This is a genomic window from Pedobacter sp. NEAU-ZC8 (assembly GCF_059278965.1).
This window is the reverse complement of the sequence record NZ_JCAJXC010000019.1, coordinates 1-18,565: the sequence shown is the minus strand read 5'-3', so window position 1 is coordinate 18,565 and position 18,565 is coordinate 1. Positions and strand designations below refer to the sequence as shown.

17 protein-coding genes are annotated in these 18,565 nt (G+C 45.0%); 6 read left to right on the top strand and 11 right to left on the bottom strand.

The annotated features are described in order from the left end of the window. Positions 1 to 117: 117 nt before the first annotated feature. The 4 genes from AC5WJX_RS14620 (at position 118) to AC5WJX_RS14605 (ending at position 3,058) form a co-directional block, all read left to right on the top strand. A complete protein-coding gene (locus tag AC5WJX_RS14620) occupies positions 118 to 384 on the top strand; it encodes a hypothetical protein (protein WP_494485105.1) in 267 nt (88 codons plus the stop codon). Positions 385 to 531: 147 nt separating this feature from the next. Further along, positions 532 to 1,185, top strand: a complete 654-nt coding sequence (locus AC5WJX_RS14615; protein WP_494485104.1) for a TetR family transcriptional regulator C-terminal domain-containing protein — start codon at positions 532 to 534, stop codon at positions 1,183 to 1,185. Between the two features lie 7 nt (positions 1,186 to 1,192). Then, positions 1,193 to 2,494, top strand: coding sequence for an ABC1 kinase family protein (locus AC5WJX_RS14610; protein WP_440428518.1), 1,302 nt, complete (start codon positions 1,193 to 1,195; stop codon positions 2,492 to 2,494). A gap of 168 nt (positions 2,495 to 2,662) precedes the next feature. Beyond that, positions 2,663 to 3,058 carry a response regulator transcription factor gene (locus tag AC5WJX_RS14605; RefSeq protein WP_440428519.1) on the top strand — a complete coding sequence of 132 codons (396 nt, stop codon included), beginning with the start codon at positions 2,663 to 2,665 and terminating at the stop codon, positions 3,056 to 3,058. Between the two features lie 16 nt (positions 3,059 to 3,074). On the opposite strand, the gene ku is transcribed toward AC5WJX_RS14605, so the two are convergent. The 4 genes from ku to pdhA form a co-directional block, all read right to left on the bottom strand. After that, on the bottom strand, positions 3,075 to 3,839 hold the full coding sequence (ku, locus tag AC5WJX_RS14600; protein ID WP_494485103.1) for a non-homologous end joining protein Ku: 765 nt from the start codon (positions 3,837 to 3,839) through the stop codon (positions 3,075 to 3,077). Positions 3,840 to 3,897: 58 nt separating this feature from the next. Beyond that, positions 3,898 to 5,292, bottom strand: coding sequence for a histidine--tRNA ligase (gene hisS, locus AC5WJX_RS14595; protein ID WP_494485102.1), 1,395 nt, complete (start codon positions 5,290 to 5,292; stop codon positions 3,898 to 3,900). A 73-nt stretch (positions 5,293 to 5,365) separates the two neighbouring features. After that, a complete protein-coding gene (locus AC5WJX_RS14590) occupies positions 5,366 to 7,009 on the bottom strand; it encodes a pyruvate dehydrogenase complex dihydrolipoamide acetyltransferase (protein ID WP_494485101.1) in 1,644 nt (547 codons plus the stop codon). Between the two features lie 30 nt (positions 7,010 to 7,039). Further along, entirely contained in the window at positions 7,040 to 8,035 is a 996-nt protein-coding gene (pdhA, locus tag AC5WJX_RS14585; protein WP_440428523.1) for a pyruvate dehydrogenase (acetyl-transferring) E1 component subunit alpha, read from the bottom strand. 236 nt (positions 8,036 to 8,271) lie between these two features. On the opposite strand from pdhA, the gene AC5WJX_RS14580 reads away from it, so the two are divergent. Continuing rightward, a complete protein-coding gene (locus AC5WJX_RS14580; protein ID WP_494485100.1) occupies positions 8,272 to 8,826 on the top strand; it encodes a C40 family peptidase in 555 nt (184 codons plus the stop codon). Positions 8,827 to 8,881: 55 nt separating this feature from the next. On the opposite strand, the gene AC5WJX_RS14575 is transcribed toward AC5WJX_RS14580, so the two are convergent. The 6 genes from AC5WJX_RS14575 to AC5WJX_RS14550 form a co-directional block, all read right to left on the bottom strand. Further along, positions 8,882 to 9,067 (bottom strand): hypothetical protein, encoded by a 186-nt coding sequence (locus AC5WJX_RS14575; RefSeq protein ID WP_440428525.1) that lies wholly within the window; start codon positions 9,065 to 9,067, stop codon positions 8,882 to 8,884. Positions 9,068 to 9,119: 52 nt separating this feature from the next. Continuing rightward, positions 9,120 to 10,052 (bottom strand): glycosyltransferase family 2 protein, encoded by a 933-nt coding sequence (locus AC5WJX_RS14570; protein ID WP_494485099.1) that lies wholly within the window; start codon positions 10,050 to 10,052, stop codon positions 9,120 to 9,122. Positions 10,053 to 10,418: 366 nt separating this feature from the next. Continuing rightward, complete coding sequence (locus tag AC5WJX_RS14565; protein WP_494485098.1) at positions 10,419 to 12,563, bottom strand: carboxy terminal-processing peptidase; 2,145 nt, start codon at positions 12,561 to 12,563, stop codon at positions 10,419 to 10,421. A 106-nt stretch (positions 12,564 to 12,669) separates the two neighbouring features. Next, the gene (locus tag AC5WJX_RS14560; RefSeq protein WP_494485097.1) at positions 12,670 to 13,344 is read right to left on the bottom strand and encodes a hypothetical protein; all 675 of its coding nucleotides are present in this window, start codon (positions 13,342 to 13,344) and stop codon (positions 12,670 to 12,672) included. A 20-nt stretch (positions 13,345 to 13,364) separates the two neighbouring features. Further along, positions 13,365 to 14,207, bottom strand: coding sequence for an isoaspartyl peptidase/L-asparaginase (locus tag AC5WJX_RS14555; RefSeq protein ID WP_494485096.1), 843 nt, complete (start codon positions 14,205 to 14,207; stop codon positions 13,365 to 13,367). A 1-nt stretch (position 14,208) separates the two neighbouring features. Beyond that, positions 14,209 to 15,084 carry a cyanophycinase gene (locus tag AC5WJX_RS14550; protein ID WP_494485095.1) on the bottom strand — a complete coding sequence of 292 codons (876 nt, stop codon included), beginning with the start codon at positions 15,082 to 15,084 and terminating at the stop codon, positions 14,209 to 14,211. Between the two features lie 267 nt (positions 15,085 to 15,351). On the opposite strand from AC5WJX_RS14550, the gene cphA reads away from it, so the two are divergent. Further along, positions 15,352 to 17,967, top strand: a complete 2,616-nt coding sequence (gene cphA, locus AC5WJX_RS14545) for a cyanophycin synthetase (protein ID WP_494485094.1) — start codon at positions 15,352 to 15,354, stop codon at positions 17,965 to 17,967. Positions 17,968 to 18,052: 85 nt separating this feature from the next. Here cphA and AC5WJX_RS14540 read toward each other — a convergent pair. Beyond that, positions 18,053 to 18,565 (bottom strand): group II intron maturase-specific domain-containing protein (locus AC5WJX_RS14540; RefSeq protein ID WP_494483672.1); only part of this gene is annotated, 513 nt, incomplete at its 5' end.

The window sequence follows — 18,565 nt, the reverse complement described above, 5'->3', positions numbered from 1 at the left end:
GTGTTAAGCTACAGGCGGACCCCGTAAGGAGGTGCTGATTAATTCCGAGTACAAACCCGCTTCCACAGGCTGATTTTTGATAAACAACCCAGGGCTATCATAGAAGCTGAAGAAGTTATGGGAAATTACATAAGTCTTTTCGAAGTGCGCCGCACAAACCAGACACTGCTCCGCATGGGTGCTAAGGTGTTGCTTATGGCTGCAGATCGTTTCACCCTCGCACTGATACTTAATCTGCTGGTGATGATGGAAAGATGCCCATGGAGTAAGCGCAAGAAAGAACACCCACAGCATAGCTGTAGCCAACATTCTCTCGATATAGCTGCGTTTCTGGTTCACCTGCATGCAAAATTAAACAAAAAGCCTTTTCTAATGATGCCCTAACGTAACAATAACGATGATGGGGCAGGTTTCCCTATAGTAATCAAGATAACGGGTCATTTATTACGCAAGCATGATGATCTACAAGGAATTTAACCGGGTTTTACAAACCAAGATGCCGAAATTTACGTTAATAAAAATAAAATCCTCATGGTTACAGCGGAGCAAATCAGAACAGCTTATATCGACTATGTTCTTACACATGGTGAAAAGCCTAAATCCATATACAGTTTTGTAAAAGGCCTGGACATTCAGGAATCAGAGTTTTACAACCACTATGCCTCCTTTGAGAGCATAGAGAAGAACACCTGGGCAGAGCTGGTCGCAGAAACCATTGATGCCGTGCAGCAGCAGGAAGTCTGGGCGGAATACTCCTCCCGGGACAAAATGCTTTCCTTCTTCTACAGCCTTACCGAACTGCTGAAAAGCCAGCGCAGCTTCATTGTGTACAGCCTGAAACAGAATGGCACCAATCACTACACCCCTGCACCTTTGTCGGCAGCCAGGGAGTTGTTCGAGCAGTTTGCCGAAAACGTACTCGGTGAAGGGCTGGAAAGCGGTGAACTTGCAGAGCGTAAGTTCTTCACTAAACGCTACAAGGATGCGCTTTGGGCACAGTTCGTATTCATAACCAAGTTCTGGATCAATGACGACAGTACTGGCTTTGAAAAAACCGATGAAGCGATTGAGAAAGGTATCAACGTGACGTTCGACCTGTTTCAACGTTCTCCGATCGACAACCTGTTCGAATATGGAAAGTTCCTTTCCCGCAATGGCGCCTTCAAAGAAAAAATGAGATTCTAAAAACCTGATGAGAGAACAAGACAGTATTCCTACTACCAAAACCCAACGTTCTGCTAAATTCGTAAAAACCGGCTTCCAGATTGGTGGTAACTACATCAAACACTATTCTAAAAAGCTTTTCAATCCAGACCTCGACCGGGAACAACTCAATGAGGATAACGCAACGGACATATACAAATCCTTAAGCGAGCTTAAAGGCAGCGCCCTGAAGATCGCACAGATGCTTAGCATGGATAAAAACGTGCTGCCGCGCTCGTATGTAGACAAGTTTACGCAGTCGCAGTACAACGCACCTCCCCTTTCCGGACCGCTGATCGTGCGTACCTTCACGAAACAGCTGGGCAAATCCCCAGAGAAGATCTTCGACAAGTTCAACGCCTCATCTACGCATGCGGCCTCCATCGGGCAAGTGCACGAAGCTATGCTCAATGGAAAGAAGCTGGCCGTGAAGATCCAGTACCCGGGTGTTGCAGACAGCATCTCTTCAGACTTAAAGCTGGTGAAACCTTTTGCGTTCCGCTTGCTGGGCATGAGCGAGAAAGAACTGAACATCTATGTCGCCGAGGTGGAAGAACGACTTTTGGAAGAGACAGACTATGAGCTGGAGGTCCGCAGGTCCATCCAGTTTTCTGAAGCATGCAAAAACCTGAACAACGTCGTGTTCCCAACCTATTACCCAGAGTATTCAGGCAAGCGCATCATCACGATGGACTGGATCAAAGGGAAGCATTTGAAAGAGTTTCTGAAAACAAACCCTTCACAGGAATTAAGAAATAAGATTGGACAAGCCTTATGGGATTTCTACAACTTCCAGCAGCATGAACTACGTGCTGTCCATGCCGATCCCCACCCCGGCAATTTCCTGATCACAGAAGATGAAAAGCTCGGGGTGATAGACTTTGGCTGTATTAAAGAACTGCCAGACGACTTCTATGAGCCCTTCTTCTCACTGGTATCAGCAGGGATCCTTCAAGATAAAGCGAAAACGATAGATGCCTTCCGTAAGCTGGACATGATCTTTAAGACGGATACACCAGCACAGGTGGAGTTCTATTACAAAGCCTACAAGGAGATGATCAGTCTGTTTGCCCGGCCATACCTGGATGAGGTATTCGACTTCAGTAAGCCCGAGTTCTTTGATCAGCTGTATGCCTATGGAGAGAAGATCGCGAAAATGCCGGAGTTTAAACAGCCCCGCGGCGTGAAACACTTCATCTATGTGAACCGCACCAACTTCGGACTGTACACGATACTGCAGGAATTAAAGGCCACTGTGAACACAGGCACTTACAAACCTCATGTAAAATAAAAGGTACAATCGCCACAATTGTACCTTTTATTAAACCTAAAAACTACTAATAAGACGTTGTACAACATAAAAGGTTTCAATTCGCTGGAAAAATAAATTTCAGGTACTTTTTTTGGTGAGTAGATGCCTGAAACCTTGATATATTTGTAAATAAATACTGATTCTGCCTTGAAGAAAAGCGCTACCAATTATAAGAACATTCTAGTTATTGAAGACAATCATGCGATCCTGGATGTGATTACGCTGATTCTGCAAAGTGAGGCATATAAAGTAAGTGGCCTCAGCAAGAGTGCAAACTTTATGGATCATATCGATGAGTTTAATCCAGATCTGCTGATCCTGGATATCATGCTGCCGGATGCTGATGGCCGTGTACTTTTACAGGAACTGCGCTTGAACGAGCGTACCCGCCATATCCCTGTGCTGATGATCTCTGCCAGGTACACCAAGGAAAACCTGCAAAACGTGGAGTTCAAACCAGATGCCTTTGTTGCCAAACCTTTCGACATCGACGATCTGCTCGACCAGATTGAAGGCTTACTTGCAGGCGAAAAGTACCTGTAATTCCCTTAAAGAACCTTTAGGCCTTCTTCGACAAGCTCTGCATCAACTGGCTATACAAATCAGAACCTGATTCTTCCCTTGGCTTAAGCTTTTTCACTGTAGCCCGCTTACCTTTTGCTTTCGCTTTAATGATGCGCAACAGCTCCTTGGTATATTCGTCTTTGAAGGCTTCAATGTTAAACGGAGAGGTATATTGCTTTATAAGCGCCAGGCCGACATCCAATTCTTTCTTGTTGATCGTGTCTAGTGAAGGCACTTTGATCTCCTCAGCGGAGCGGATTTCCTCTGCAAAACGAATCTTAGTCACCGTAAGCACATTATTCAACGGATGGATCACACAGAGATTTTCGGTATTACGAAGTACAAAACGTGCCACACCAGCCTTGCCCGATTTCTGAAGTGCTTTCAGCAGCAGTGCATAGGCTTTTTTGCCCTGCGTTTCAGGTTCTGCAAAATAAGAAGTTTCATAGTAGATGGGATTGATCTCATCTATGCTGACAAAGTTCTCCAGCTCGATCATTTTGGTCTTCTCGGGACTTGCTTCTTCAAAGTCGTGTTTATCCAGGATTACATACTTATCGTCCAGCTTATACCCCTTCACGATCTTGTCGAAGTCCACCACCTTCTGCGTGTTCTCATTGATCCGCTGGAACTTGATGTGGGAGTGATCTTTGGAGTCTAGCATATCCAGATCAAGGCCGCTGTTCTGCACGGCAGAGTATAGCTTGATCGGTATGTTAACCAATCCAAATCCAATCGAACCTTTCCATATTGATCTCATCGCATCCTGCTTTTAGTAGCATGATAACAACGGGCTAAAGGGAATTGTTTATTTCAAATTAAAGGCCCTTGTCCTGCAGCATATCAATGATGGCATCAATGCCAAGCTTTTCCTGTACACCACTCTTCATATCTTTCAGGGTTAACAAACCGCTTTCCATCTCTTCACTACCGATCAGGATCACATAAGGGATGTTTTTGTCATCGGCATAAGACATCTGCTTTTTCAGCTTCGCTGATGATGGATATAGCTCTGCAGAGATCTCCGCCTGGCGCAAAGCCTGCAAAAGGGGCAATGCATAAGCCTCAGCTGCAGCATCAAAATTGCTGATCAGCACTTTGGTTCCTGCACTGGCAGATTCCGGGAAAAGGTTCAGTTCCAACAGCACATCATAAATTCGGTCGGCGCCAAAAGAAACCCCAACACCAGTTAAACCTCTGAGGCCAAACATGCCGGTAAGGTCGTCATAACGGCCACCACCACCAATGCTACCCATAGCCACTTCATTGGTCTTCACCTCGAAGATGCACCCCGTGTAATAGTTTAAGCCTCTGGCAAGGGTTATATCAAGCTCCAGCTTGATCTCTGCGCGCAGATCGGCACCTGCCAGTGAAGCCACATAGTTGAATACGGTCTCAATCTCCGCGATGCCTTTCAAACCGGCTTCAGAACCCGAAAGAACAGCTTTCAACTGGTTGATCTTTTCGTCGTTACTGCCTTCCAGTAAGATCACGGGTTTAAGCACGTCGATATCTGCTTCCGTAAAGCCTTTTGAAAGCAGTTCTTTAGTTACACCTTCAAAGCCGATCTTGTCCAGCTTATCAATAGCAACCGTCATATCGATGATCAGATCCGGCTTACCGATGATCTCAGCAATGCCAGTCAGGATCTTGCGATTATTAATTTTGATACTGAAATCCCTTAGCCCCAAGTTGCTCAAAGCTTCCTGATAGATCAGGATGAACTCTGCTTCATTCAGCAGGCTGTCTGATCCTACCACGTCCACATCACACTGGTAGAACTCACGGTAACGTCCTTTCTGCGGACGGTCCGCACGCCATACCGGCTGCACCTGGAAACGTTTAAAAGGCAGCGTAATCTCATTCTGGTGCATTACCACGTAACGCGCAAAAGGAACCGTAAGGTCATACCTTAACGCTTTTTCGCTGATCGTAGAGATCATCGCATTGGAGTTCTTGCTGCTCAGCAGCTCAGGATCCACCTTTGCCAGGTAGTCACCACTATTCAGGATCTTGAAGATCAGTTTATCGCCCTCATCGCCGTACTTGCCGGTAAGCGTGCTCAGATTCTCCATGGATGGGGTTTGAATCTCCGCATAACCATACTTCCGGAACACCTTTTTAATGGTATCATAGATGTAATTACGCTTAACCATTTCAACAGGAGAGAAGTCGCGGGTACCTTTAGCTAATGAGGGCTTGATGTTTGACATAGCCGCAAAAGTACAAAAAGTAAAAGGCATAAAAAAAGCTGCCGAAGCAGCTTTTAAGTATTTAGTAGGGTTGTTAAACCAATAATCTAACAGGTTCTTCCAATAAAGCCTTAACGGTTTGAAGGAAGGCAGCACCAGTAGCGCCATCTACCACACGGTGGTCACAGCTTAACGTTACTTTCATCACGTTACCTGGAACAACTGCGCCGTTTTTAACAACAGGCACTTGTGAGATACCACCGATAGCAAGGATACAAGCATCAGGCGGGTTGATGATGGCTGTAAATTCATCAATACCAAACATACCTAAGTTAGAGATGGTAAATGTTGAACCTTCCCAATCTGCAGGCTGTAATTTCTTCGCTTTTGCACGTTGTGCGAAATCTTTAACCTCTGCAGAGATGCGTGATAAAGATTTGCCATCTGCAAAACGAACAACTGGTACCAACAGGCCGTCTTCAACAGCTACTGCAACACCGATGTTCACATGCTCATTGTAACGGATCTTATCACCTAACCATGAAGAGTTAACCGCAGGGTGTTGTTTTAAAGCAACAGCAACTGCTTTTAATACCAGGTCATTGAAAGAAACTTTTGCAGCAGCAAACTCATTGATCTTGGTACGGGCAGCAATTGCGCTGTCCATATCGATAGACATGGTTAAGTAGAAGTGTGGTGCAGTGAACAAGCTTTCAGAAAGACGTTTGGCAATAACCTTACGCATCTGTGTAACTGGTTTTTCTGTGAACTTCTCTTCACCAACGTATTGAGGAAGTGGAGCCGCAGCTTTTTCGCTTTCTTTAGCCGGAGCCGATGCAGGTGCCGAAGCAGCAGCAGCAGCTGGTTTAAAGTTCTCGATATCTTTTTTAATGATCCTTCCACCGTCAGCAGAACCTGCAACCTGTGAAAGATCAATTCCTTTTTCTTTTGCAATGCGTTTAGCAAGTGGAGATGCTTTAACACGGCCGCCTTCAGTCGAAGCCGCTTCAGTGCTTGCAGCAGGTTCAGCCGCTTCAGCTTTGTTCTCTGCAGGTGCTGCAGATTCTTGAGCTGCAGCTGCAGGTGCATCACCCTGGTTCAGAATGCCGCTGATGTCAGTGCCTTCCGGACCAACAATAGCAATAATGCCATTTACTTTAGCAGCCTGGCCTTTTTCAACGCCAATATGTAGTAAAGTTCCAGAGGCATAACCCATAACTTCCATTGTAGCCTTATCGGTTTCAACATCAGCAAGGATATCATCATCTTTAACTTTATCACCAACTTTTTTATGCCATTCCGCAATAACACCTTCGGTCATGGTATCGCTCAACAATGGCATTCTTACCACTGTTACGCCCATTTTCTCCAGGTCAGCATCGGTAACGGCAGGTGCAGATGCAGCAGCAGGTGCCGCAGTGGCAGCCTCTTCTGACTTACTTTCCGCAGCCGGAGCAGCAGGTGCAGCTTCATTATCCAGTAAAGCTTTGTAGTCTTCACCTTCTTTTCCTACTACTGCGATTACCGCATCAATAGGAACTGCTGCGCCTTCTTCAACACCAATATATAAAACAGTTCCATCCCAATATGATTCAAGATCCATGGTCGCCTTATCGGTTTCCACTTCGGCCATAACATCGCCGCTTTTAATTTTATCGCCAACTTTTACATGCCACTTCGCCATCACCCCTTCGGTCATGGTGTCGCTCATTTTGGGCATTCTAACTACTTCAGCCATTCTATATTATAAAATTGAAAACTGTTTAAATTAATCTGTTACGTAAGGATAGTCCGACTGAACATAAACGTCAGTGTATAGTTCAGAAGCTTCTGGCCATGGAGACTCTTCAGCAAATTTCACCGAATCATCAACAATCTCTTTCACTTTCTCTTCTATACTTTCGATCCAAGCCTGGTCAGCATACTTCTCTTTAAGAATAACTTCACGTACCAGTTCAATTGGATCTTTAGTTTTATAATCTTCTAATTCTTCTTTTGTACGGTATTTAGCCGGGTCAGACATGGAGTGACCGCGGTAACGGTAAGTACGCATCTCCAAGAATGTTGGACCTTCACCGTTACGGGCACGTTGAGCAGCTTCGTCCATTGCATTGTGTACTGCAACTGGATCCATACCATCAACTGGTGCGCATGGCATGTCAAAACCTAAACCGATTTTATAGATATCAGTCATGTTTGTGGTACGTTGTACGGAAGTACCCATAGCATAACCATTGTTTTCGCAAACAAAGATCACTGGTAATTTCCATAACATCGCCATGTTGAATGCCTCATTCAAAGCACCCTGACGAACAGCGCCGTCACCCATGTAGCAAACATTAACATTTTTTGTTCCTTTATATTTCTCTGCAAATGCAATACCGGCACCTAATGGAATTTGACCACCAACGATACCATGGCCACCATAGAAGTTATGTTCTTTGCTGAACATGTGCATGGAACCACCTTTTCCTTTAGAACAACCAGTAGCTTTACCATACATTTCGGCCATGATACTTCTTGCACTTACACCTTTAGCCAACGCATGTGCGTGGTCACGGTAAGCAGTAATCATAGAATCTTCAGGTGTTAAGGCAGAAATAGCACCCGCAACTACGGCTTCCTGTCCAATATATAGGTGGCAGAATCCACGGATCTTTTGTTGTCCGTAAAGTTGCCCTGTTTTTTCTTCGAATTTGCGCATCAGCAACATCGACTCAAACCACTTCAGATAGGTATCTTTATTAATTTCTACTGCACTCATTTTTGGGGTCTTGATTGTTTTTTACGAGAGCAAATCTACTTTTTTATTATAATATATCGAAAGAAATGCTGTAAATTACACACTAAGGTTACAAGACACGATATCCACAATCGAGAATTATTTATTCACATTTGGATTAACTAAGTTTAATACATAGTTTTGGAACTCAAACAATAAGCCATATAACTGGTGTACGTTTAAGTGTAAGTACCTTTTACCCAAACTTATAGTATAACATGATTAAAAAGTTTTTGTTTTCTACCCTGATTGCGCTGTGCAGCATATCCGCAGTAAACGCTCAATCAAAAGCAAAAGAAACCAATAAATTAGAAGACCCGGATAACCTGGCATCCCAATACTTCTCTCAGGTAATGGGCGTTGCAGTAGACGCAACATCAAACTTAAAGCTTTACAAATTTATATATGAATGGATTGGTACCCCTTACCGTTTTGGTGGTAACACCGAGAAAGGTATAGACTGTTCCGCATTTACCAAGGCCATCTACGATAAAGTATTTAATACTACCATCCTTCGTAATTCCAGAGACATCTTCAGCATGGTAAATCCATTGCCTAGAGACGAGCTTAAAGAAGGTGATCTGGTATTTTTCAAAATCAAAAGCAGAAGCATTACCCACATCGGGATCTATCTTGGCGATAACCGCTTCGCACATGCTTCCTCTTCAAGAGGTGTGGTAATCAGTAACCTGAATGAACCTTATTACTCCCGCTACTTCTATAAAGGTGGCAGGATCCTGGACTCTGTAAAGGACGAGTTGATCGAAGAATAAGCACACTAGATATTTTAGAAGCCGGTTGTTAAAACAGCCGGCTTTTTTTATGTGCTTAAGCTTCGTCTTTAGTATTCTTTACCAATCCGATACCGGAGAAAAAGAAGATGATGCCGATCACACCGTAAACAATCAGCTGACGGGTAGCAGGATCGTTCTGCGTATAGCCATAGCCAGCATAAATTAACCCAATGATTCCAAGAATGGTAAGGATTGTTCCAAAGGTGCGCTTTACGTTCATAACTTATATTTTCCAGGAATATGCAATATCTATGCCGAGCTGAAAAAAGGAACTAAGTCCTGAATTTCCCAGGCCTACTCTTCTTTAACAAGATCCAGAGTAGCTGAACAACTACCAAAATTTTATGCTTACTCGAATGCGTATAATTGAAATTGAGATCCTTTAGTAAGGAAAAGGCGGTATTAGGCGCTCCACGCCTAAGCGCTGCATTTACAGCATACCAAGTATTCATCGATATTTTTGATGCTACCAAGGAAATTAGATCCTTATCCATCAGTCTTTCTTTGATCGCATTTAACCCTAAAACCGTGTCTTCGTTTATGCGCCCTCCAGAACCAGTTAATCCATCTGGCGATAAGCGGTAAGCAAAGGTTCGACGATTAGCATACCAGACCTTCAAGCTAGAGTTCAAAAGATCAAAAACCCAGAAGAAGTCTGCTACCTGCCCAAACTTTGGATCTGGAAATATTCCATCAATTTTACTTCTTCTAACATAAAAGCCATCCAGGCATATCTTCTGATGAAGTGCAATCCCCAGGTTGTCATATTGAATGCCCTCCTTCAAAGCGCTCCTACCGTATGCAATCGAGTTACTCGTGGTTTTTTCAAGATTAATCTCTCCGCTTTCTTCACATATCCAATGATCGGTAAAGAACAAATCACATTTATATTCAAACTGCGCAGGGAAATCCGAATGATTGCCCGTCAAATAATCATCATCATGTAACAACAGAATCCATTCCATCCTGGAAGCTTTTAATAATCTTGTGACGTTAGTAGCCAAAGAACCTTTACCTTCAGGACGCAAATACCGGAGCGGTAATCGCGACGCAAATTGCCCATACACCATCCTGGTTTCCTCGTCTCCTCCATCATCTCCAACAACCACTTCATCAACTTTTACCATTGATTCAATGATAGACGCTAAATTGCTTCTAAGAAGTGCAGGACGTTTATACGTCGGAATCAATATGGATAAGGACATTTCTTGTTGCTTAGCATTTATGAACAGACGATTAACATAAAGCTACCTGAATAATCAAACATTGCAGCTGCAAAAACAACTTTATTTTCAAAACCAACTAAGGTCAAAACTAAGGGCCGATATCAAGGAAATAAACTGCAGCTAAACTCAGGTAAAACAAGTAACACATACGGAGAAAACAGAAAGCAGGTGCACATCAGCACCACATCAAATACACAGCGCATGTGCGTCTGATGTGCGTCTGATGTGCGTCTGATGTGCGTTTGATGTGCGTTTGGTGTGCGTTTGACCCCGAGCTGGGCCGGACACAAAAAAACGGCTCTACCAATTCAGGTAGAGCCGTTAAAATTTGTCTTTGCTGGCGTATTATGCCTTCTTCATCTCGATCATGTCGACAATAACTTTCATGCTTTCATCTTCGATAAAATCGTAGGTCTCTTCCTTCTTTACCTTCTCACCCTTCTTAAGTGCTGGTAAACCTCTTGAGGTACGGATCAGGTTAGTGCGCTCCAGTGATTTAGCTTCAAGGCTATCTCGTTCGGCTTTCAGCTTGGCCTGGTTCAGCGTTATTGCGGTTTCTTTATCACGCTTTTGCATATCGGCGATGTCCTGCACCAACAGCTTGTAGTCTGTTGATTTTTCCATGCGTGCTTTATGACGGTTTACCAGTTCGGTTTTAACCGTAGACAGGTCGGCTACCGGAGTAAAGTTAGATTGTGGTATTACATCCCAAGGCAATGCAGATGGCTCGGTATCCTCACCAATCTTGTCCAGTGGGTAAATCGACGGGAACACGACGTCTGGCATCACCCCTTTATGCTGCGTGCTGCTACCATTTACGCGGTAGAATTTCGCCATGGTCAGGTTTATCTGTCCAAGTTGTGGAGCTTCTTTAGGTGCCTCACCCTTAACCACTGCAGTCTTATTGATCAGGCTGGCAAGACGTTGCAACATAGAAGGATTTAACAGCTTGTTCAGATCTATGGACGACTGCACTGTGCCTTTACCATAAGTCTGGGTACCAATGACCACACCGCGGCCATAATCCTGGATGGCACCTGCAAAGATTTCCGATGCAGACGCGCTCAGGCGGTCTACCATAACGGCAAAAGGTCCATCCCATGCCACACCTGGATTGGTGTCTTCAGACACATCAATACGCCCTTTAAGATCCTTAACCTGCACCACCGGTCCACGATCAATGAAAAGACCAGTAAGGTCTATGGCTTCCACCAAGGAGCCACCACCATTTGCACGAAGGTCCATCATGATGGCATCAACCTTATCGCGGTTCTTCAAAGTATCGATCAGTAAACGTACATCACGGGTTGTACTTTTATAATTCTTTTCACCAGCACTAGCTGCTTTAAAATCAGCATAGAAAGCAGGTACGGTGATCAGGCCAATTTTATAAGCTTTTCCATTCTGCTGGATAGTTTTTACCGACTTCTTAGCCGATTGGTCTTCCAGAATGATTTTCTCCCTTACGAGCGAGATAATTACCGGTTTTGAAGACAAGTCCTGTCCCGCAGGAATAACCTTCAGACGAACGGTGGTTCCTTTAGGGCCTTTGATTTTAGCAACAGAGTTGTCAATCCTCCAGCCAATGATGTCTTCAAACTCCCCGTTTCCTTGTGCAACTGCAACAATACGATCGCCACTATTTAGCTGCTTACTTTTGAAAGCAGGGCCGCCAGGGATAATCTCTGAGATTTTTACCACCTCGTTTTCCAACATCAATCGTGCACCAATACCATCAAATGAACGCGCCATATCTTCATTAAAGGCGGTAGCGTTGGTTGGATTAAAGTAATTGGTGTGTGGGTCGATACTTTCCGTAAAAGCATCCATTAAGGTCTGAAACACGTCCTGATTGTTCACTTTAGCAACCTGTGACTTCAGGTTCTGGTACCTCTTGGTAAGTGTTTCCACGTTTTTCGCTTCCTCGGTACCTGCAATTTGCAGATTGATCAGTTCATATTTTAGGCGCTTTTGCCAAACTTCATTTAATGCAGTACGTGTAGCTGCCCAAGGCATCTTCTCGCGGTCATAAACGTATTTGTCATTTCCATTGATGTCAAACTTATTCTTCACGTTCTGCAGGGAGAAAGTCACCCATTCATTATATCGTTTCAGGTAAACGTTGAAGATGTAGAAAGGTGCACTCAGGTCGCCGTTTCTCAGATCATCATCCAGGCTGTTCCTGAACTGTTCAAAATCCTTGATGTCAGAAGCCAAAAAGTAATATTTGGAAGGGTCTAATGCTTTGACATAGCGGTCTAATATCAGCGATGAAATGGAATCGTTGAGCTTTATCTTCTTGTAGTTGTAATTTTCGATAAGCGTCACCACCTCTCTGGCAACCAGACTTTGCTGCTCATCAGGCTTTATATTTGCGATCCCATCTACCAGCTGTTGCGGCTTGGGAGCGGCACTACAGGCCAGCACTGCAGCGGTAAAAGTGACCAGTAAGATTCTTCTAAGCATCTGTTTAAATATTTTAAATTCCATTTGGGTTAATAGGTATCCAATATGATACCAAATTCTTTAATAAACAAAAAAGAGACAGTAATAATACGTCTCTTTTCTGTAAAAGTTATTTAAGTAAAATTCAACATTATTTTTTAGGGTTCTGACCATCAGCAATAGCCTTTCGGGCGTCACTGATCTGGCCGTTGAAATCCGTGTAGTTATTGGACTTCGCGAGGGTTTCAGCACGGTTTACATCATAATTAGCCAGGTTAAATTCCTGCTTTTTGATCTTCACCTGTGCAAGTCCAAGCAGGGAGGCGATGTAAGCATTTTGGTTGCTAAGGCGCTGTGCCAGAATACCCTGCTGTGTCGAAAACCACAGGGCCTCTGTAAGTTTGTCTGCCGCAAGGTAAATTTTGGCAAGCTGCTGGTAAGCGTCCATCTCGCCCGAGATGCTGCCCAGTTTAGAATAATTCATTAAAGCGCCTTCCAGTACTAATTTCTCCGCTTTTGTGTAGTTATTCATCAGCATGTGCACGTTGCTCAAGCGCAATAAGGTAAGGCAGTATTGCGGCATTCTTCTAGACATGCTGAAGCCTGTAGCCGCTTTATCGTACAAAGCAAGTGCGATTTTAAGATCCCCTTTGCGCTCATTCTGATCGGCTTCATAGAAGTAATCATCTGCATTCAGCGTAGCGGGGTTGTAATAGGTGATGTTTATGGGGCCACCAGGTACCGGGCGGGAAACGGTGATATCGGGTATCTGTGCCTTGACATTTACAGCAAGGAACAGCAGAATAATCAAGGAGATTTTTTGCATATCACAAAGATAGCAACAATTTAGTTAAACACCTGTAAACGACCATCAAAAGCCGCCCATACCATATATGGGTGGGAGTCTGTATGGTACATATCCCCATTGCTGCTGATTGCGATCACGCCGGCAAAGCCTTCGATCTGCTTCAGCTCTTCAAAGGATCTGTCGGTGGCCTGCTGTAGTGACATGCCATCGGTGACGCGGGTGACGATCTTCATAGCGAGTCCAACGTTCACGATGTCCTCTCCGACACCTGTGCAGGAAACACCCGAAAACTGGTTTGCATAATTCCCGGCTACAGTAGCAGAATCGCTAACCCGGCCAGGAAGTTCAAATCCTTTACCGCCGGTAGAGGTTGCCGCCGCAATGTTACCCTGGGCATCCATGGCCACACAGCCAACGGTACCTTTGTTATTCTGCTGGTTGCGCTTCTCCTCAAACTCCTGCTGCCTTTGCGGCGTTATGGGGTTATAATGTTCAAAGCCTTGCTGACGGGCGAAAGCCAATGCACCTGGCCCGCTTAACACCCGGTCTTCCTTTTCCATCAGCTTCAGCGCAACCTGAACCGGATTTTTAACGTCCTCTATATTGATTACTCCGCTAAAGCGCAGCGATTTCCCATCCATGATGGAAGCGCTCATCCGCAATTTGCCGTCGCTCTGTATCTGCCCGCCAGTACCGGCATTGAACAGTTCATGATCTTCGAGCAAGCCTACTACATAGGTGACCGTTTCCAGCGCCGTATGACTTTGCAGGTATTCATGACCTGAGGTTACAATTTCTGAAAGCGCTTTTTGCTTGGCAATCTTGGTTTCTTCGCTGGAGCTCGACTCACTGAAGAAGCCGCCGTGAATAATCAGTTTCATATCAGGATTCTGGTATTGCTTTAAGGTGATGGATTTTCAGCTGGTGCGTTTTCAGATCATAAACATCACCATCGCACATCACGTGCACGATCATGTTGTTGATTGAAACCGGTTGGCCCATCTGTACATCCGTTAGATTTGTGTCAGACATTTTACGGCCATCTACCAGAATAACCATGCCAGAGCCGATCGCTTCCATCCGTGTACCCTTACTAATGAACAATCCAGTATCTTCCCCTAGTCCGATACCCAAAATACCCGGATTACTTGCCGCAGCATAGAGTAATCGTCCTATCCGTCCACGTTGCACAAAGTGGGTATCTACGATCACACCATCGATAAAACCCAGTCCACCGGTAATCTTTACCTCCCCTTTCAGCAAGGCGTCTTTGCTGCTGCCCTGATAGATCATGTTTTTTGAGCTTGCCGCAGCCCCCGCAGAAGTGCCGGCAATTACCACCTGCTCCTGCTGGTACTTCTCGAGCAATACCTCATGAAATGCTGTACCGCCAAAAATAGAAGATAAACGAAGTTGATCGCCGCCAGTAAAGACGATCACTTCTGCTGCACGCAGGCGATCGGTATATTGCTTGTCATTAGCCTGCTCGCGACTGGAGATATTGAGCACGCCAACATTGTAAACATCAAGATGTGCGAAAGCTTTCACATACTCTTCGCCTACCCGGTCGGGAATCAGGGAAGCTGTGGTAATAATCTCAAATCTTGATAAATTATCTTTGATAGATTCGGTCGTAATTCGCTTTAAGATGCCCCGCTCGAAGAAGTTCATGTTATCGGCCTGACCAAACGTTGTTTCGGTAAAACTTCCTGTATTAATTGCGCCGCCAATTATTATTAATTTACCTTTTGGAGCCATTTAGATACTTTTTATTAGAACAAAGTTCAAATATATGGCTAATGAGGCTAAAAATCAGGTTTTTATACAAAAATTTCAGGTAAAAACCATATTTCATGCTGCGAAACGATAAAAATTTTAGAAAATGTATAAGGCACTTTACAGAAGTATACAAAAACCAAAGCAGCATCTATATAGTTTATAATTGACCAAACAATTCTGTTAATATGCTATTTTTACTGCCTGCAGCGCAGCTTAAAAGCGACCAAACCTTAACAACAATTTCAAATGAAAATATTAGGCATACAAGTGCTGCGAGGACCAAACATCTGGTCCATTACCCGTAAGAAACTCATCCAGATGCGTCTGGATCTGGAGGAGCTGGAACAACAGCCCAGCAATCTTATTCCGGGCTTTGCGGAGCGCATCCAGGCGCTTCTGCCAAGCTTATACACCCATCGTTGCTCCATTGGTGAACCTGGCGGTTTATTTAAGCGTATTGAAGAAGGTACCTGGATGGGCCATGTCATCGAACACATTGCACTGGAGATACAAACGCTGGCCGGTATGGATACAGGCTTTGGCAGAACGCGGCAGACAAAAACGGAGGGCATTTACAATGTGGTATTCAGCTATCTGGAAGAGAAAGCTGGTGTTTACGCCGCTGAAGCTTCCGTAAAGATTGCCGAGGCGCTGATTAGTGGCGAGCCTTACGATCTGGAACAGGACATCCGCCGCTTGCGTGAACTGCGCGAGCAGGAGCGCCTTGGACCTAGTACAGGATCTATTGTTGATGAAGCCATCTCCCGGAAAATACCATGGATCAGACTGAACAAAAGTTCGCTGGTGCAGCTGGGTTACGGTAAAAATCAGGTACGCTTCCGCGCAACGATGACCGAAAGGACCAACAGCATTGCTGTAGATATTGCCTGCAACAAGGAAGAAACTAAACGTTTATTACAGGATGCTGCCATTCCGGTAGCTAAGGGCGTGACGATTTCAGACCCTGAAGGTGTGAGAGATGCCGTTCGCCACGTTGGTTTCCCGCTGGTGTTTAAACCGCTTGATGGCAATCACGGTAAAGGTGCCACCATTAATGTGCAGACTATGGAAGAGGCTGTTGCTGCTTTTGAGTATGCACAGAGATATTCCAGAAGGGTTATCATTGAGCGATTTATTACCGGCTACGACTTTCGTATCCTGGTTATCGACCATAAGATGGTGGCAGCAGCATTGCGGGTGCCAGCCCATGTAACTGGTAATGGTCTAAACACGGTACAGGAACTGATCGATATCGAAAACCAGGATCCTAGAAGAGGTTATGGACATGAGAACGTGCTGACTGAAATCACCGTAGACCGCGATACCCTGGACCTGCTGGCTAAAAATAATTATACACTGGATTCCGTAATTCCAAATGGCGAAACGGTTTACCTGAAGTCTACTGCAAATTTAAGTACAGGCGGAACTTCCATCGATGTGACCGACCTGGTGCACCCGGAAAACGTTTTCACCTGCGAACGGATCTCCAGAGTTATTGGTCTGGATATTTGCGGGATAGACATTATGGCGCCGAACCTTACCCATCCTTTTTCGGAAAATGGCGGGGTAGTGCTCGAGGTTAACGCAGCACCGGGTTTCCGGATGCACCTGGCCCCTAGTGAAGGTTTACCGCGCAACGTTGCCGCACCGGTGATCGACATGCTTTATCCGCCGGGGAAATCTGCACGTATCCCTATTATTGCGATTACTGGAACTAATGGAAAGACCACCACAACCCGTCTGATTGCACATATTGTAAAAAGCAATGGTACACGCGTTGGTTTTACGACCTCTGATGGGGTATATGTACAAAACAACCTCCTCATGGAAGGGGATACAACAGGGCCAATCAGCGCGGAATTCATCCTTCGCGATCCAACGGTCGAGTTCGCTGTTTTGGAGACCGCCAGAGGCGGAATTTTACGTTCCGGACTCGGTTTTAACAGCTGTGACATCGGCATTGTCACCAACATTCAGGAAGATCACCTCGGTATTGCAGACATCCATAACCTGGACGACCTGACACGCGTTAAATCCGTGGTCATTGGTGCAGTGAAAAGAAGTGGTTGGGGCGTATTGAATGCAGATAACAAGTATTGCATCAGAATTGCGAACAAAGCGGATTGCAAGGTCGCTTACTTTTCGATGAATGAAGATAATCCGGTGATTAAGGAGCACTGCAAGAAAGGCGGCACCGCAGCCATCTACGAGAATGGCTACATCACGATCAAAAAAGGCGACTGGAAGATCCGGGTGATCAAGGTGACACACGTGCCTTTGACCTTTGGTGGAAGTTTGGAGTTCATGATAGAAAACGTGCTTGCAGCCACGCTGGCAACTTTCCTATATGGCTATAAAATTGAAGACATCCGGGTATCGCTGGAGACTTTCATTCCTTCTGCCGCACAGACACCGGGACGGATGAACATCTTTAACTTTAAGGAGTTTAAGATCCTGATCGACTTTGCACACAATCCGGACGGCTTCAACGGCATCAAGGGTTATTTAAGTACCATTGAGGCTACGGAGCATATTGGTGTGATCTCGGGCACCGGCGACAGGCGCGATGAGGACATCATTGAAACGGCAAAGATCTCTGCCGAGATGTTCGATAAGATCATCATTTGCCAGGAAAAGTACCTCCGTGGCAGAACGCAGCAGGAACTTATCGATCTGCTTTTACAGGGGATAAGAGCAGTTAAGCCAGATATGAAGGTGATCATCAACAACAGTGGTGATGATTGTCTGCGCTATCTGGTAACGACCGCGCAGCCTGGCACCTTTATTACCATATTAAGCAACACGATAGACGATGCCATTACGAAAGTGGCAGAGTACCGCGATAAAGAAGCGGGTGTTTAATTCCTTATCGAGTAGGAAGGTAATCATTATTTGATTACCTGTCCCCTCACACCACCGTACGTGCCGTTCGGCATACGGCGGTTCATTAAACATAAACAGCTTTAGGGGTTACTATTTCTTTTAGACATAGTAGCCCCTGTTTCTTTAGAAATGCATTGTTAAGAGTCCGGGTCAGTATCGGGCTGTGTACGGTTCGCCAATGGCCTTTTCGGGTATTTCCCCATTGATAAGCCTGATCAGGGTGAACCCCAAGTTTCTCGAGTTGCTTAACGCGGGTCTTTACCTGCTTCCATTGTATCCAATAACATAGCCTGACTCGACTGCGGACCCACTCATCAAGTTCTCTGAATACAGTATGAGCTTCGCTCAGCTTGAAGTAGTTCCCCCAACCCTGGTTCAGCTGCCTGATTTGCATCATCCGATCCTCGATCGGGTAAGGTTTTCTGCGGCAGGTAATCTCCCTGATTTTATCCTTGTAAGTGCTAATGCTTTTACGGTGTACCGTAATGCCTTTGCTACCTTTCTTGTGATAAAAGGTAAAGCCCAGTAGTCTGGTTTGCCATGGACGGGTAACCACGCTCTTTTCCACGTTTACTTT